General features: G+C 65.3%; 17 protein-coding genes. 8 read left to right on the top strand and 9 right to left on the bottom strand.

Features of this window, described 5'->3' with window-relative positions:
* Positions 1-212: 212 nt before the first annotated feature.
* The 7 genes from HAV18_RS33565 to HAV18_RS33595 form a co-directional block, all read right to left on the bottom strand.
* Positions 213-1,403 carry a tetratricopeptide repeat protein gene (locus HAV18_RS33565; RefSeq protein WP_166964535.1) on the bottom strand — a complete coding sequence of 397 codons (1,191 nt, stop codon included), beginning with the start codon at positions 1,401-1,403 and terminating at the stop codon, positions 213-215.
* Between the two features lie 16 nt (positions 1,404-1,419).
* Positions 1,420-1,851, bottom strand: coding sequence for a biopolymer transporter ExbD (locus HAV18_RS33570; RefSeq protein ID WP_048022780.1), 432 nt, complete (start codon positions 1,849-1,851; stop codon positions 1,420-1,422).
* Between the two features lie 274 nt (positions 1,852-2,125).
* Positions 2,126-2,548 (bottom strand): biopolymer transporter ExbD, encoded by a 423-nt coding sequence (locus HAV18_RS33575; protein ID WP_021160935.1) that lies wholly within the window; start codon positions 2,546-2,548, stop codon positions 2,126-2,128.
* A gap of 20 nt (positions 2,549-2,568) precedes the next feature.
* Positions 2,569-3,486, bottom strand: a complete 918-nt coding sequence (locus tag HAV18_RS33580) for a MotA/TolQ/ExbB proton channel family protein (protein WP_166964538.1) — start codon at positions 3,484-3,486, stop codon at positions 2,569-2,571.
* Between the two features lie 86 nt (positions 3,487-3,572).
* Positions 3,573-4,271 carry an energy transducer TonB gene (locus HAV18_RS33585; protein WP_166964539.1) on the bottom strand — a complete coding sequence of 233 codons (699 nt, stop codon included), beginning with the start codon at positions 4,269-4,271 and terminating at the stop codon, positions 3,573-3,575.
* A gap of 825 nt (positions 4,272-5,096) precedes the next feature.
* On the bottom strand, positions 5,097-5,582 hold the full coding sequence (locus HAV18_RS33590; protein WP_122945468.1) for an aminoacyl-tRNA deacylase: 486 nt from the start codon (positions 5,580-5,582) through the stop codon (positions 5,097-5,099).
* 100 nt (positions 5,583-5,682) lie between these two features.
* Positions 5,683-6,669: a cysteine synthase A gene (locus HAV18_RS33595; protein ID WP_166964541.1), complete on the bottom strand. Its 987-nt coding sequence runs from the start codon at positions 6,667-6,669 to the stop codon at positions 5,683-5,685.
* A 140-nt stretch (positions 6,670-6,809) separates the two neighbouring features.
* On the opposite strand from HAV18_RS33595, the gene HAV18_RS33600 reads away from it, so the two are divergent.
* On the top strand, positions 6,810-7,298 hold the full coding sequence (locus HAV18_RS33600; RefSeq protein ID WP_208102223.1) for an adenosine-specific kinase: 489 nt from the start codon (positions 6,810-6,812) through the stop codon (positions 7,296-7,298).
* A 321-nt stretch (positions 7,299-7,619) separates the two neighbouring features.
* Complete coding sequence (locus tag HAV18_RS33605) at positions 7,620-7,907, top strand: YciI-like protein (RefSeq protein WP_166964543.1); 288 nt, start codon at positions 7,620-7,622, stop codon at positions 7,905-7,907.
* Between the two features lie 13 nt (positions 7,908-7,920).
* Here HAV18_RS33605 and corA read toward each other — a convergent pair whose 3' ends face one another.
* Positions 7,921-8,898 carry a magnesium/cobalt transporter CorA gene (gene corA / locus HAV18_RS33610; protein ID WP_166964545.1) on the bottom strand — a complete coding sequence of 326 codons (978 nt, stop codon included), beginning with the start codon at positions 8,896-8,898 and terminating at the stop codon, positions 7,921-7,923.
* Positions 8,899-9,077: 179 nt separating this feature from the next.
* Between corA and cydX the strand changes: the two genes are divergently transcribed.
* A complete protein-coding gene (gene cydX, locus HAV18_RS33615; RefSeq protein WP_166964546.1) occupies positions 9,078-9,224 on the top strand; it encodes a cytochrome bd-I oxidase subunit CydX in 147 nt (48 codons plus the stop codon).
* Complete coding sequence (locus HAV18_RS33620) at positions 9,221-9,838, top strand: ATP-binding protein (protein ID WP_166964548.1); 618 nt, start codon at positions 9,221-9,223, stop codon at positions 9,836-9,838. The genes cydX and HAV18_RS33620 overlap by 4 nt, the downstream gene beginning before the upstream one ends.
* 96 nt (positions 9,839-9,934) lie before the next feature.
* On the opposite strand, the gene HAV18_RS33625 is transcribed toward HAV18_RS33620, so the two are convergent.
* Positions 9,935-11,035 (bottom strand): saccharopine dehydrogenase family protein, encoded by a 1,101-nt coding sequence (locus tag HAV18_RS33625; protein ID WP_085039114.1) that lies wholly within the window; start codon positions 11,033-11,035, stop codon positions 9,935-9,937.
* A gap of 249 nt (positions 11,036-11,284) precedes the next feature.
* Here HAV18_RS33625 and HAV18_RS33630 point away from each other — a divergent pair, with 249 nt between their 5' ends.
* The 4 genes from HAV18_RS33630 to HAV18_RS33645 all read left to right on the top strand — a co-directional run bounded on the left by HAV18_RS33630 (position 11,285) and on the right by HAV18_RS33645 (position 14,703).
* Entirely contained in the window at positions 11,285-12,067 is a 783-nt protein-coding gene (locus HAV18_RS33630; RefSeq protein WP_166964550.1) for a hypothetical protein, read from the top strand.
* Positions 12,068-12,114: 47 nt separating this feature from the next.
* A complete protein-coding gene (locus HAV18_RS33635; RefSeq protein ID WP_166964552.1) occupies positions 12,115-12,555 on the top strand; it encodes a hypothetical protein in 441 nt (146 codons plus the stop codon).
* 82 nt (positions 12,556-12,637) lie between these two features.
* Positions 12,638-13,303, top strand: a complete 666-nt coding sequence (locus HAV18_RS33640; RefSeq protein ID WP_166964554.1) for a response regulator transcription factor — start codon at positions 12,638-12,640, stop codon at positions 13,301-13,303.
* On the top strand, positions 13,279-14,703 hold the full coding sequence (locus tag HAV18_RS33645; protein WP_166964556.1) for a HAMP domain-containing sensor histidine kinase: 1,425 nt from the start codon (positions 13,279-13,281) through the stop codon (positions 14,701-14,703). Before HAV18_RS33640 ends, HAV18_RS33645 begins: the two co-directional genes overlap by 25 nt.
* Positions 14,704-14,706: the final 3 nt, after the last annotated feature.

Consider the following 14,706-nt stretch of genomic DNA (forward strand, 5'->3'; position numbering starts at 1 on the left):
CGATACCCGGCTGCACGCCACGCGTGGTGCGGCACGGCACCTGCGTCGCGCGGCCGCGCAGCCCTCGCACATTTCATTCGGTTTACTAATCAAAAAGGTTGCCCCTTTCCATCGGCTGACCTGCCCGTCGTGCATCGGTGCTATCGCGGCGGCACCTCGCTTGCCGATCGCATCCGCTCGCGCACCGTGCGCCGTCGTACCCTTGCGTTGCGTTACCGGGATGCCACCACCGTCCAGAGCCGTGCGAGATCACCGGAACCGTCGGTACCCTTGACCGTGCGCAGTACCTGGACCGCCCGCGCCTTCTGGCCGGCCACGTAATACGCCTCGCCGAGCCGCAGTCGCGCCGCATCGGGATGCTCGAGCCCGCCTTTCGCGATCGCCTGCTCCATCATCGGCAGCCCCTGCTGCGCATTGCCTGCGAAGACGAGGTTCATACCCGCGTCGATCGGCGCAGCCGGCGTTGCGGCGTCCCCGCCCGATTGCGCGCGCTTTGCTGCGAGCGTCTGCAACCGCTTCTCGCGATCCGCCTGCGCGTCCTTGCCGAGTACGCCGGACGCGAACCCCTGGTCGATCACCTGCTTGCCTTCGGCGGGCGACCCCGCAACCAGCGCGAGCTGCGTCATCTCCATGTACGCGTTGGCTGTCGCGAGCGAGCCTGTCGCCCGGCGCAACCGGTAGATGTCGAGGTCGAGCGACGGCAGATAGCCGGGGTTGCCGCGAATGGCCGTGACCATTTCGTCCCAGTACGCGGGGCTCGGGTGGTAGGCCACCAGCAGCCCGAGCGCGCTGCGATACGCGTTGCCGTCCTTCACCTTCTGAGCACAGGTCGCAAGCATCTGCAACTGCCCTTCATCCGGCGCGTGCCCGCCATTCGCCTGCGCGTCGGTGCTCGCTTTCAACTGGCTCACGAGCGGCGCGCAATCGTTTGACAGGTAGTACGACTGCGTGAGCAGCGTGCGCATTTCCGGATCGGATCCATCAGCCTTCAGGTAGCGCTGGGCAATCCGGATCGCCAGCGGGTAGTTCTTCTGCTGGAAGTAGATGCCGGCCAGCGCCGCCGTCGTCCGCTGCTCGTCCTCGCCCGACAGCCGCCCCGAGTTCAGCACGGCCTCGTAGGCCTGCGCGGCCGTACCCGGGTCGCCGGCCGCCATCGCGGCCGCGCCGCGCATCTCCTCCACCATGTAGGTTTCGTACGGCGTCCGGTTCGGCACGGCGGCCGCCTGGGCAATCTTGCCCAGCGCGTCGCGATACTTGTGCGCCCGGTACAGCTCCTGTGCGGCCGCCAACGGTTTCGCCACGTCCGGCCGCAGTGCGTCCGCCGGCAACGCCGGGCGTCCGAGCAAGCCTGCCGCGCCGAGCGCCGCCACCGCCATCATCCGTTTCCATCGTCGCTGGTTCATCGGCTCGTCCGTGTCGTCATTGCATGAACTGTTCGTTACCGATCAGGCCGATCTTGGTCGCGCCCACGCGTTGCGCGGACGCGAGCACGGCGGCCACGTCCTTGTACGGCACCAGCTTGTTGGGGCGCAGGTGGATTTCCGCCTGAACGGGTTCCGCCGCCACCTGGGTCAGTTTCGCCTCGAGCGCCGTACGGTCCGGCACCGGTGCACCGTTCCACGTCGTCGTGCCGTCGAAGTCGATGTCGATCTGCACGATTTCCGGCGGCGTGGCCGGCGGTGGCGGATTGCCCACCGGCAGGTCCATCTTCACCGAATGCATCTGAATCGGGATCGTGATGATCAGCATGATCAGCAACACCAGCATCACGTCGATCAGCGGCGTGGTGTTGATATCGACCATCACTTCCGGTTCGGCATTGCTTCCGCCCGAAGGCACATTCATTCCCATCGTCGACTCCTGTCGATCTGCGTTAGTGCTTCAGCACTTACGCTGGTCCCATGCTTCGCGGTCGATCTGCGTTAGTCCTTCAGCACTTACGCAGATCCCATGCTTCGCGGTCGATCAGCATTAGCGCTTTAGCACTCACGCTGGCCCCATGCTTCGCGGTCGACCGGCGTTAGCACTTCAGCACTCACGCAGATCCCATGCTTCGCGGTCGCCCGGCATCAGTGCTTCAACCCTTGCCGCCGGCCCCCTGCCTCACCAACGCTCCCGTGCACGACTATCCACCGCGCGCGGGCGGCTCCGTAATGAACGACAGTTTCGCAATCCCCGCGCGCTCGCACATCGTGACCACCCGACCGATGAACTCGTAACGCGTGTTCTGGTCGCCCCGCACGTGGACGCTCGGCTGCGGCTGCTGTTGCGACACGTCCTTCAGCTTCGCGAGCAGTGTCTGTGCATCCACCAGCTGCTCGCCCCAGAAGAAATCGCCGTCGCGGTTCACCGCGATCTCGATGCTCTTCGGCGTCGTCTGCAGCGGCTGCACCGTTTCCTTCGGCAACTGAAGCTGGATCGTGTGCGTCACGACCGGAATCGTGATCAGGAAGATGATCAGCAACACCAGCATCACGTCGACGAGCGGCGTCGTGTTGATGTTGGCGATCACCTCGTCGCTATCGTCCTGCCCGACGTTCATGGCCATCGCGCGTCTCCGTCAGCCGATCAGTTCGCAAGCGATGCTGCTGCAGGCGACGAGGACGATGCGCGCACCGGGCGCCGATTGCCGGCCAGCAGCACCGTATGCAGTTGCGCGCCGAAGTTGCGAACCCGCTCCATCACCGACTTGTTGCGCCGGACCAGGAAGTTGTAGCCGAGCACCGCGGGCACCGCGACGGCGAGGCCGATCGCGGTCATGATGAGCGCCTCGCCCACCGGGCCCGCGACCTTGTCGATCGACGCCTGGCCGGCGATACCGATGGCCGTCAGCGCGTGATAAATCCCCCAGACCGTGCCGAACAGCCCGACGAACGGCGCCGTGGAGCCCACCGTCGCCAGGAATGCGAGTCCGTCCTGCATCCGGTTCGACACGTTCGTGATCGAGCGCTCGACCGAGACGTCGATCCACGTGTTGCGGTCCACCGCTTCGAGCAGCGCGTCTTCATGATGCTCGCCGGCCTCGATTGCCGTTTCGGCGATGAACCGGAACGGCGACGCCTCGTCGAGCAGCTTGGCGCCCTCGGCCAGCGACGGCGCGGACCAGAGCTGTGCATCCGCCAGCTTCGCGCGGCGGTTGGCACGCAACTGCTCCAGGAACTTCGTGATCATGATGTACCAGCTTCCCATCGACATGATCACCAGCAGGATCAGCACGAAACGGGCGACAAAGTCGCCGTTCTTCCATAGCGCACCGAGCCCGTACGGATTCTCGACCGCTACCGTTGCGGCCGGTGCGGGCGGCGGAGCCGGCTCGGCGGCGGCTGGAGCCGTGGCCGGCGCGGCCGACGGCGCCGCGGCCTGTGCCGATGTGTCGGCCGCGCCGCTTGCCTGCGCATGGGCGAGCTGCGGCGCAACGAACCCGTCGATTGCGGCGACGGACATCAGGATGCTTGCCGCCAGCGCGGCCATTGAACGCTTCGTCATACCCCACTCCAGTTATTTCGGTGAACTTAATACGTCAGTTCGAGATGGTTTTTCCCGGCCCGGTTCGCGCCGGGCCGCCCACTGCATCAATTCAGATTGAACGAGAACGGTACCTGGACCCGCACCGACTGGCCCTGCGCGACGCACTTGAATCGTTTCACGGTGTTGAAAGCAGCGCGATCGAGGATCGGGTCCGCCGACTGCGCCACGCGCTCGTTCGTGATGTTCCCTTCCGCATCCACGACGAATTCGATCGTCACGTCGCCCGTGATGTTGTTTTCCTGTGCTTCCTTCGGATACTGGATCGACGCACGCAGCGTGTCCGAGTTCGGGCAGACGACCCCCACGTCATGGCTGACGGGCTTGGCGGGTGCCGGGGGCGCCACGACCGGTGCCTGCACGGCCGGCGAGGACGGTACCGGGGCCGACTGGTGCGTGATCGTCGCCTGCGGCGGCGCCTGCACCGGCACTTCCGGCGGCGGGACGAACGGCGGCGGCGGCGGCGCGAATTTCGGCGGCGGGAGTTTGACCACGGGCATCGGCGGTGGCGGCGGCGGCTTGACCGGCTCGATGATGCGGGTTTCGATCGGGTGCTGGATAACCTGGACGACTTTCGTCGCCAGGCCGTTGAGCAGCGCGTAGATCAGCACTGCATGCAGCACCAGGACGATTCCGATGCCGCCGAACCGGCGTACCGGGTTCTGTTGCTTCTTGCCGAACTCTCGCGGACGGCCCAGCGTAGCCAGTCCGCTGTTCGATGTAGCCAGACGTTCTTCGACTTTCATGCCCACCATCCATCCCCCAAGCGATTCGCCCAGTTTCGGATTGCAGCCGACGGTGAAGCCAGGTCGGCATCACCACCGCATCAACCCGAACATTTCATTTCAAATTCAATTAGCAATCCGAATTGAAAGAATTACATTCGAATTCCAATTCATTCTTTTTCAAGGAATCGTTCCGGCCGGCGCGGCCCGGTGTGGTACCGGAAAACCACGCGCCTGCTCGTTCAGGCAATTGTCAGCTGAGCGGGCGGCACCTTGTAAGTCGCATGACGATTAGCCGTTCGTTACACGGTGATGTCACTGGCGCCGTTCACTTGGGTGCAGAAGATAGCAAGGAAAAAATTTGCGCGTCAAACTTTATTTGATGCCCGAATACAAAGTTTGGAGGGTTTATTCAAATAATATTCCGGTAAGCACAAATCAAACTTTTATTATTAAACGGTAATTGAATTGTATGGATATATGCAAAACCGGATATTAAGCCGCTTCAACATAAATAAAGGCGTATTTCCTGCACCGCACCAAAACGGGTCGTCCGGGAAGCGACCGGCTGGATGCGCACCCTCGCTTCGTCAATGCCCGCATCGGTCGCCAGGCGCGTCAATCGACCGCCTCGAACTGGCCGATATCGTCTCCTCAAAACGTCTGGCACGCAGAAGATATCCGGACAGTTAATCTGGAATGCGATGGAAATTTCAGGTTGATCAGCCACCTGAAAAGCTCGACATAATATTTCGCATATCGAAACACCTAGCCGAAAACTCGCCGATTGCCCCGACACACAACCCTGTTACACACGCTCCGGCAAATGCCCATGCACCGTGTGCGTCAGGACTGCATGCCCTGCATCTTGTGCGAGAAATGCGCACGCTCGGCCGTCTCCATCAGCATCAGGAATTCATCCTGCATCATGTGGATCAGCGCTTCGTGGTCGCCGGCCTCGAAATAGACTTCCGGCTGCTGCGCGAGACGTTCCTCGAGAAACGTCTTCATTCCGTACGCCATGCAGACCGGCGGCAGCGCACCCATGTCGCAATCCTTGAACAGCTCGCGCAGTTCGACCTCGCGGGCAAGCACGAGATGGCGTCCCGTCTTCACCCAGAGATCCGACAGGCGCACGGCGTGCGTGGTCGGCAATACGGCGGCGACGTAGCCTTCGTCGTCTTCAAGGAGCACCGTTTTCGCGAGGCGATCGCCGGGAATATGCGCGGCGGCGGCGGTCTCCATGCTCGTATGGCTATAGGGGTGGTACACCACTTCGTACCGCGATGACTTCTGGCGCAGGCAATCCTGCAGGGTGGCAGATACAGGCATGGCACACCTCGTCTGGGCGAATCGGGCGAACGGAGTTCGCTCCGGATTTGTTCAGCATAGGTCGCATTCGAGCCAATGGAAACGCCGCTTCGCCCCTTCCTCATTCGGGCGCCCGCTCCGGTTCCAACCCCTTTTCGCGCAGCCATTCGCGGTTGAAAAGCCGCGCACGATAGATGTCGCCGTGATCGCACAGCAAGGTCACGATCGTATGCCCCGGGCCCATCCGGCGGGCCAGCCAGACCGCCGCCGCGACGTTGATGCCGCTCGATCCGCCGACGTACAGCCCTTCTTCGCGCAGCAGCCGGTAGACCATCGTCACGCACTGCGTATCGTCGATCCTCACGGCGTCGTCGATCGGCGCGCCGGCCAGATTCGCGGTGACGCGCGTCGAACCGATGCCTTCGGTGATCGAGCTGCCTTCGGCGCTGAGGTCGCCCGTTTTCACGTAACCGTAGAGCCCGCTGCCGTGCGGATCGGCCAGCACGATCCGGATCTCCGGATTCTGCTCTTTGAGGTAGCGGCTCACGCCCGCCAGCGTGCCGCCCGTGCCGGTCGCACAGACGAACGCATCGACCGTGCCCGCCGTGTCGCGCCAGATTTCCGGCCCGGTCGTCTCGTAGTGCGCCTGCCGGTTCACGATGTTGTCGAACTGGTTGGCCCATACCGCGTTGTCGAGTTCGTCCGCGAGCCGTCCGGCAATTTTCTGATAGTTGTTCGGGTCACGGTACGGCGCCGCCGGCACCGGGCGCACGTCGGCACCGAGCGTGCGCAGGATCGCCATCTTGTCCGGTGATTGCGTATCGGGAATCACGATCACGCAGCGATAACCGCGCGCCGCGCAGATATGCGCAAGACCGATGCCCGTGTTGCCCGCCGTGCCCTCGACGACGGTGCCGCCCGGCTTCAGCGCGCCACGCCGCTCGGCGTCCCGGATGATGTAGAGCGCCGCGCGATCCTTCACCGAGCCGCCGGGATTCATGAATTCCGCCTTGCCCAGGATTTCGCAGCCGGTTTCCGCGCTGAGCTTCGTCAGCCGGATCAACGGCGTGCGTCCCACGCAGTCGACGAAGCCGTGTCGCACGTCCATGTTGCCCTCCGTTGCATTCGCGCTCGCGCGCCCTACACAACGAAGGATAGGACGCGCCCGCGGCTTTCGACGCCGGCCGCCGCGTACTAAGCTTGGAGAGCCCATTGCGGCACGCGCCGCATCGCCAGACGAGGTCCGCCATGCTGCAATTGCAATCCGTTGCCATTGACAAGCCCGAGGCCGTGAATTTCATCCTCGGCCAGTCGCATTTCATCAAGTCCGTCGAGGACATCCACGAGACGCTGGTCGGCACCGTGCCCGGCATCCGTTTCGGGCTCGCGTTCTGCGAGGCATCGGGCAAGCGGCTCGTGCGCCGTTCCGGCACCGATGCCGAACTCGTCGAACTCGCGTGCCGCAACGCCCTTGCGATCGGCGCCGGTCACGCGTTCATCGTGTTCCTCGGCGACGGCTTCTATCCGGTCAACGTGCTCAATGCGATCAAGGCCGTGCCGGAGGTCTGCCGGATCTACTGCGCGACCGCAAACCCGACCGACGTGATCGTCGGGGAAACCGCGCAGGGGCGCGGGATCGTCGGCGTCGTCGACGGCTTTCCGCCGCTCGGCGTCGAGAACGACGACGACGTGCGCTGGCGCAAGGATCTGCTGCGCACGATCGGATACAAGGCTTAGGCGCGCGCCGCCGGGGCCGACGCGCCGCGCGTGCGGCACGTCCCCCGGGCCCTGCCCTGCAGACGTGACCGCATCATCGATGCGGATCTCGCCTCCCGGCCTTGCAGAACGAAATGAACAGGCGCCTGGATCAAAAGCACGAGCGCGGTCAGGATTCGAGGGCGCAAGATGTCCTGACCGTTAGTTGCAATTTAGGGGGCGAGAACACGCTTCTTGCTGCAGCGCGCTGGCCACCCGGCTGTCCTATACTGCCCGCAGCAGACTGACCGAAAGCCGCGCCGGCACGACGGCCGTGGCCGCCAACCCTTCCCGGAGCAACGCATGCATTACCAGTTGATCTACGAACTCGTCGACGATTACCTGTCCCGTCGCGAACCGTACCGCGCCCAGCACCTCGCGCTTGCACAGGCTGCGACCGAGCGCGGCGAACTCGTACTCGCCGGCGCGCTGTCGGACCCGGCCGACCAGGCCGTGCTCGTATTCGAAGGCGATTCGCCGGAGGCGGCCGAATCGTTTGCACGCGCCGATCCGTATGTGCAGAACGGCCTCGTGAAATCGTGGCGCGTGCGTCCGTGGCGCGTCGTGATCGGCAAGCACGCGCCGCGCTAAGCGCGACGCAGGACTACAACCACCCTGCCCGCTTGAATCGCCACCACAGCGCGAAGTCGGCGACGACCATCGAGGCGATGCAGCCGTAGAAACCGTATTTCAGGTGCAGTTCGGGCATGTTCGCGAAGTTCATCCCGTAGATGCCTGCGATCATCGTCGGTATCGCGAACAGCGCGGCGAACGACCCGAGCCGCTTCGTCACTTCGCTCTCGGCCAGCGAAATCATTCCGAGGTTGACCTGGATCGCCGTCACGACCATCTCGCGGCGCCCTTCGATCGTCTTCACGATCCGCTGCAGATGGTCGTACACGTCGCGAAAATAAGCCGCCATCCCGCTGCAGACCTGCGGAACGCGCCCGCCGGTGAGTTTCGCGAGCGGTTCGATCAGCGGCGCCGTGTGCTGGTACAGCATCACGAGGCGGCGCTTCAGCGAATAGAGATCCTCGATGATCGCGCGCGACGACGCGGGCGTGGCCTTCGCGAAGATGCGATCCTCGAGTTCCTCGAGCTCGGTGCCGAGCGTTTCGAGGATCGGGAAATAGCGGTCGACGACCTGGTCCATCAGCGCGTAGAACACGAACGCCGAACCTTCCTGTAACAGGTGCGGCTCGCGCTCGCAGCGCTTACGCACGTCGCGGAAATCCTGCTCGGTATGGTTGCGGATCGACAGCACGTAGTTCGGGCCGACGAACACGTTCAGCTCGCCCATCTTGAATTCGTCGTCATCGTCGAGCTCGACCGTATGCAGCACTGCGAACAGCGAATCGCCATACTCCTCGATCTTCGGCCGCTGATGCCCCTTGCGGGCATCCTCGAGTGCCAGCTCGTGCAGCCCGAACTCCTCGCCCATCAGGTCGATTTCCTCGGGTGTCGGATCTTTCAGCGCGACCCACACGAAGCATTCGGGCTTCGACACGTAGTCGCTGATGGCGTCGATATCGATGTCGGCCAGCTTGCGGCCGTCCTGGTATGCAGCACAGTTGATCAGCATGGTGTCCGTGATGTTGCGGTTTGCGCATCAGTTTACCGGTTTGCTGCGCGGGCAGCCCGGCTTGCGCGGCACGGCGATATTGGTCATGATCGTGCTGCGTGCGCCGCAGCACGCGCACCGGAACACTGCGGCACACACGCCGCACGGCCGTGCGGCCCAACCGTCAAGGAGACAGACCCATGTGGTATTTCTCGTGGATACTCGGCATCGGCGTGGCGCTCGGCTTCGGCATCATCAACGCGATGTGGCTGGAAGCGGAAGTGTTCTCGCGCGGCGACAAGCGCAACGGTGCGTCGAGCCCGCGGCCGGGGGGCAAGGTTTCGTGACGCACCTGGTGTTCTTCTGCGGTCACGCCGGCACCGGCAAGACCACGCTCGCGAAGCGGCTCATCGGGCCGCTGATGCGCGCGACCGGCGAGGCGTTCTGCCTGCTCGACAAGGACACGCTGTACGGCCGCTACAGCTCGGCCGCGATGGGCGCGCTCACCGAGGATCCGAACGACCGCGACAGCCCGCTCTACCTGAAGCACCTGCGCGATCCCGAATACCACGGCCTGCTCGACACGGCCCGTGAAAATCTCGCGCTGGGCATCGGCGCGCTCGTCGTCGGCCCGCTGTCGCGCGAAGTGCGCGATCGCCGCATTCTCGACCGCGCATGGCTCGGCATCGCACCCGACGTCACGCTGACGGTCGTCTGGGTCCATACGTCGGAAGACGTCGCGCACCAGCGGATCGTCGCGCGCGGCAACCCGAACGACGCGTACAAGCTCACGCACTGGGACGAATACCGGCAGCGCCGATTCGTGCCGACCGGCCACGAATGCGACGGCATCGTGATGTTCGACAACACCGCGCCATCCGACACCGACGTCGATACGCTGCTGTACCGCATCGCGCCGCCTCCGCCTGCGGCAACGATCGTCCCGCCGCTGCCGGCCTGAGCGCCGCACCTTTTTCGCTCCCCGCAAAAAACAACGCCGGAAGCGCTGCTGCGCTCCCGGCGTCGTACGGCCCTCGTGCCAGAGGCTGGCGGACGCTCAGGCCACCGCGTGCACACGCTCCATCGTGCCGCCTTCGTACAGCTTGCCGAAGCGGTTCGACAGGAACGCCTTCAGCGAGACCTTTTCCTGCGGGATGAAACCGCTTTGCGGCAGCTTCTTCTCGCGGAACAGATCCAGCACCGCGCACATCGCACCGGCCGTCGTGATCTGGATCGCGCTCATGTGCATCCCGCACACGTCCTTCGCGAAAATCTTGCGCGTGAACACGTCCTGCACCAGCTGGCCATCCTTCACGCCCGTCACCGTGATGAACACGAGCACGACGTCCTGCTTCGTCGACGGCACTGCACGGCGCATGATCGACTTCAGCGTGTCGCGGTCGGTCGACAGGCGCAGGTCTTCGAGCAGGAACTGGACGAGATCGCGGTGGCCCGGGTAGCGCACCGACTTGTAGTCGAGCGTCTCGACCTTGCCCGACAGCGTCTCGCACAGCGTGCCGAGGCCGCCCGACGTGTTGAACGCTTCGTATTCGGTACCGTCGAGCGAGAAGTGCTCGAGGCCTTCGAGCGGCTGCACCCACTGCTTGCGGCCGTCGCGGATCGCTTCGCACGGCTGGCAGTATTCGTTGATCAGGCCGTCGACGCTCCACGTCAGGTTGTACTTCAGCGCGTTGGTCGGATACTCGGGCAAGGCGCCTACGCGCATCTTCACGTCGCGCACTTCGCTGAAGCCGTTCACCAGTTCATGCGCGGCGAGACCGATGAAGCCCGGTGCGAGGCCGCACTGCGGCATGAACGCACGGTCCGAGCCGTCGGCCAGCTCGCGGATCGCGTGGGTCGCGCGCACGTCTTCGGTCAGGTCGAAGTAGTGGACGCCGGCAGCCTTCGCGGCGGCGGCGACGTTGACCGCGAGGTAGTAAGGCAGCGCGTTGACGAGCGCATCGAAGCCCTTCACTGCTTCGCGAATCGCGTTGGCGTCGGCCGAATCGACCCGTTGCGTCGCGATGCCTTCGCGCGAGAGCTTCGCGAGCGCATCCGCGTCGCGGTCGAACGCGACGACTTCGTAGTCGCCCGTTTCACGCAGCATGTGAGCAATGGTGTGGCCGATCAGACCTGCGCCGACGATGGCGATTTTCATGCGCTTATCTCCTGATGATGGGTTTGGTGTTGTGGACGGCGTTGAGCCATGAACACAGTTTAGGGACGCGCAAAATCAGTTCCAAGACGAAGAATGATGCGAAACGACCGATAATTTCGACGTTACGACGACACATTTCGTCGAAACGTCGAAACGAGCGTTTTTCACCCGCTGCCGGCCCGCTATGGCTGGCCTAAGTCTCGCGATTCAGACTGCATGCCGACCACCCGATTGCCAAGGAGGCATCGCATGCAATCCCTGCCCGCCCATCGCACGCCGCACTGGCTGAACAAGGTGCCCGACGTCGCGCTGTCGTTCTGGATCATCAAGATCATGTCGACCACGGTCGGCGAAACCGGCGCGGACTTTCTCGCGGTCAACGCGGGGCTTGGCCAGACCGTCACGCGCGTCGCGATGGCGTCGCTGCTCGCGATCGCGCTGTGGCTGCAGTTGCGTACGCGCCGCTACGTGCCGTGGATCTACTGGCTCACGGTGGTGCTGGTCAGCATCGTCGGCACGCAGATCACCGACCTGCTCACCGACGGCCTGAACGTCAGCCTGTATGCGAGTACCGCCGCGTTTGCCGTCGCGCTCGCCACGATCTTCTTCGTGTGGCATCGCGTCGAAGGCACGCTGTCGATCGACACGATCGTTACGCCGCGGCGCGAACTGTTCTACTGGGCCGCGATCCTCTGCACGTTCGCGCTCGGCACCGCAGCCGGCGATCTCGCGACCGAAGCGCTCGGGCTCGGCTTCACGCTCGGCGCGCTCATCTTCGGCGGGTTGATCGCGGCCGTGTTCGTGATGTGGCGGCTCGGCGCCAATGCAGTGCTGGCGTTCTGGATCGCGTACATCCTGACACGCCCGTTCGGCGCATCGCTCGGCGACCTGCTCACGCAGGCGCGCACCTATGGCGGGCTCGGCTTCGGCGCCGCATGGACGAGCCTGCTGTTCCTGACCGTGATCGTGCTGCTCGTCGCCGTCGCGCAGTTCGGCAGCGGCCCGCGCACGCGTGCCGGTACCGCCGAATGACGCCCCTTTCTTTCCGTTCTTTCCGTTCACCGAATCGAGGACACGCCATGCGCATCCCCCATCCCGTTACCCGTCTCGCCCTTGCCGCGGCCACCATTGCGCTGTTGAGCGCCTCCGCCGGCTGCTCGAAGCAGCAGGATGCGAACGCATCGACCCCGTTGCCCGCCTCGGCTGCAACATCGCCCGCGGCGGCCCACGCATCGAAGCTCGGCGACCTGTCGCAGTTCCGCACGATCGCCGTCGACGTGAACACGCTCGTCGCCAAGGGCGACCTGCCCGGCGCGAAAACGCGCATCAAGGATCTCGAGATCGCGTGGGACGCAGCCGAAGCCGGCCTCAAGCCGCGCGCGGCCGCCGACTGGCACATGGTCGACCAGGAGATCGACCGGGCGCTCTCCGCGCTGCGCGCCGACCATCCGACGCAGGCCGATTCGGCCGCCGCGATGAAGAGCCTGCTCGCGGCCCTCGACCGGTTCAGCGGCACGTGAGGATCGCGGCAAGCGCACGGCACGTGACGCACGCGCGGGAATCGCATACGCTGGCGGCGTTTGCGCGGCACGGAGAACACGCATGCGAATACTGCTCGTCGAAGACGACCCGATGATCGGCGAGGCCGTCCATGCCGCGCTGAAGGATGCGTCGTACGCCACCGACTGGGTCACCGACGGCGTGCGCGCGTTGACCGCGTTCGCCGCGCAGCCCTACGACCTGGTCCTGCTCGACCTCGGCCTGCCCGGCCGCGACGGGCTCGACGTGCTGGCCGCCATCCGCGCGAAAGATGCCAGTACGCCGCTGCTGATCGTCACTGCACGCGACGGGCTCGACGATCGCTTGCGCGGCCTCGACGGCGGCGCCGACGACTACATCGTGAAGCCGTTCGAGATGGCCGAACTGCTCGCGCGGATTCGTGTCGCGATCCGGCGCCGGGCCGGTTCGGCCGCGCCGCTGCTGAGCAACGGAATCGTGTCGCTCGACCCGGCGACGCGCGAGGCCGCCGTCGACGGGCAGGCGCCGGTGCCGCTGTCGAATCGCGAGTTCTCGCTGCTGCGCGCGCTGCTGGTGCGCCCGGGCGCGATCCTGTCGCGGCGCGAGCTCGAAGATCGCCTGTACGGCTGGGGCGAGGAAGTCGAAAGCAACGCGGTCGAATTCCTGATCCATTCGCTGCGCCGCAAGCTCGGCAGCACCGTGATCAAGAACGTCAGGGGTGCGGGATGGATGGTTTCAAGAAACGTCTGAACGAATCGATCGGGTTCCGCCTGTCGGTCGCGCTGTCGGCCGCGATCCTGGCCGTCGCGATGGCCGCGGCCGCGTTCGCCTTTTCATCGGCATTCGACGAAGCGCACGAATTGCAGGACGACGTGCTGCGCGAGGTCGCGACGCTGCTCGACCGCCAGCAGACACCGTCGCTCCATGCCGGCGGCGCCGGGCCCGCACGTGAGAGCGACGAACTGTCGCGCGTGATCGTGCAGCCGCTCGGCGGCGCACCGCAGCCGGGCAGTGACGGCGCGCCGCGGCTCGCGCTGGCGCCGACGCTCGCCGACGGGCTGCATACGGTCGACGCCGGCGGCAGCACGTATCGCGTGATGGTCCGGACGTTCGCGAACGGCGAGCGCATCGCGGTCGCGCAGGAAGCCGGCATGCGCGACGATGTCGCGCGCGAAAGCGCGTGGCGCACCGCGTTGCCGCTGCTGATCCTCGTACCGATCCTGTTGCTGCTCGTCGCCGATCTCGTGCGCAAGCTGTTCCGCCCGGTGGCCGCGCTGTCCGCCGGTATCGATGCGCGCGACGAGCACGACCTGCGCGCGGTGCCGGTCGATCGCGTGCCGGTCGAGGTACGGCCGTTCGTCGTCGCGATCAACCGGATGCTGGCGCGTGTCGCGCAATCGGTCGCCGCGCAGCGCCGCTTCGTCGCCGACGCCGCGCACGAACTGCGCTCGCCGCTCACGGCGATGTCGCTGCAGGCCGAGCGCCTGGCCGAGTCCGACCTGCCGGACGATGCGCGCGCGCGGCTCGCCGCACTGCGCGGCGGACTCGACCGCAGCCGCCACCTGGTCGGGCAACTGCTCGCGCTCGCGCGGGCGCAAAGCGCGCCGGCTACGCCGCCCGGCGACGTGTCGGTCCATGCGGTCTATCGCCGCGTGCTGGAAGACCTGATGCCGCTCGCCGAAGCGAAAACGATCGACATCGGCATCGAAGACGGCCCGGATACCTCCGTGTCCGTCGACGAGCGCGAACTCACGTCACTGGTGATGAACCTGGTCGACAACGCGATCCGCTACACGCCGCCGGGCGGACGCGTGGACCTGTCGACGCAATGCACGGACACGCACGCGTGCGTGACAATCGCCGACACCGGGCCGGGCATCGCGCCGCACGAACACGAGCGCGTGTTCGATCCGTTCTACCGGGTGCCCGGCAACGCGCAGATCGGCTCCGGGCTCGGCCTGTCGATCGTGAAGATCGTCGCGGACCGGATGGGCGCCGACATCACGCTCGCCTATGCGGACGAAGCGGAATCGCGCGGCTTGCGCATCTCGGTGCGGATTCCGCTTGCGCGGCCGCCCGGTGCGGCGCTGCCCGACAGCCGGGCCGATACGGCGGCGCAACACGCGCGGCGCGACGGACACCGCGCTTGAGCG

It is taken from the genome of Burkholderia sp. D-99 (assembly GCF_011605345.1).
Taxonomy (GTDB): domain Bacteria; phylum Pseudomonadota; class Gammaproteobacteria; order Burkholderiales; family Burkholderiaceae; genus Burkholderia.

Excerpts from the sequence above, each read along its gene's own strand:
- HAV18_RS33565 (WP_166964535.1), bottom strand. The coding sequence starts at position 1,403 with ATGAACCAGCGACGATGGAAACGGATGATGGCGGTGGCGGCGCTCGGC.
- HAV18_RS33570 (WP_048022780.1), bottom strand. The coding sequence starts at position 1,851 with ATGGGAATGAATGTGCCTTCGGGCGGAAGCAATGCCGAACCGGAAGTG.
- HAV18_RS33575 (WP_021160935.1), bottom strand. The coding sequence starts at position 2,548 with ATGGCCATGAACGTCGGGCAGGACGATAGCGACGAGGTGATCGCCAAC.
- HAV18_RS33580 (WP_166964538.1), bottom strand. The coding sequence starts at position 3,486 with ATGACGAAGCGTTCAATGGCCGCGCTGGCGGCAAGCATCCTGATGTCC.
- HAV18_RS33585 (WP_166964539.1), bottom strand. The coding sequence starts at position 4,271 with ATGAAAGTCGAAGAACGTCTGGCTACATCGAACAGCGGACTGGCTACG.
- HAV18_RS33590 (WP_122945468.1), bottom strand. The coding sequence starts at position 5,582 with ATGCCTGTATCTGCCACCCTGCAGGATTGCCTGCGCCAGAAGTCATCG.
- HAV18_RS33595 (WP_166964541.1), bottom strand. The coding sequence starts at position 6,669 with ATGGACGTGCGACACGGCTTCGTCGACTGCGTGGGACGCACGCCGTTG.
- HAV18_RS33600 (WP_208102223.1), top strand. The coding sequence starts at position 6,810 with ATGCTGCAATTGCAATCCGTTGCCATTGACAAGCCCGAGGCCGTGAAT.
- HAV18_RS33605 (WP_166964543.1), top strand. The coding sequence starts at position 7,620 with ATGCATTACCAGTTGATCTACGAACTCGTCGACGATTACCTGTCCCGT.
- corA (WP_166964545.1), bottom strand. The coding sequence starts at position 8,898 with ATGCTGATCAACTGTGCTGCATACCAGGACGGCCGCAAGCTGGCCGAC.
- cydX (WP_166964546.1), top strand. The coding sequence starts at position 9,078 with ATGTGGTATTTCTCGTGGATACTCGGCATCGGCGTGGCGCTCGGCTTC.
- HAV18_RS33625 (WP_085039114.1), bottom strand. The coding sequence starts at position 11,035 with ATGAAAATCGCCATCGTCGGCGCAGGTCTGATCGGCCACACCATTGCT.
- HAV18_RS33630 (WP_166964550.1), top strand. The coding sequence starts at position 11,285 with ATGCAATCCCTGCCCGCCCATCGCACGCCGCACTGGCTGAACAAGGTG.
- HAV18_RS33635 (WP_166964552.1), top strand. The coding sequence starts at position 12,115 with ATGCGCATCCCCCATCCCGTTACCCGTCTCGCCCTTGCCGCGGCCACC.
- HAV18_RS33640 (WP_166964554.1), top strand. The coding sequence starts at position 12,638 with ATGCGAATACTGCTCGTCGAAGACGACCCGATGATCGGCGAGGCCGTC.
- HAV18_RS33645 (WP_166964556.1), top strand. The coding sequence starts at position 13,279 with ATGGATGGTTTCAAGAAACGTCTGAACGAATCGATCGGGTTCCGCCTG.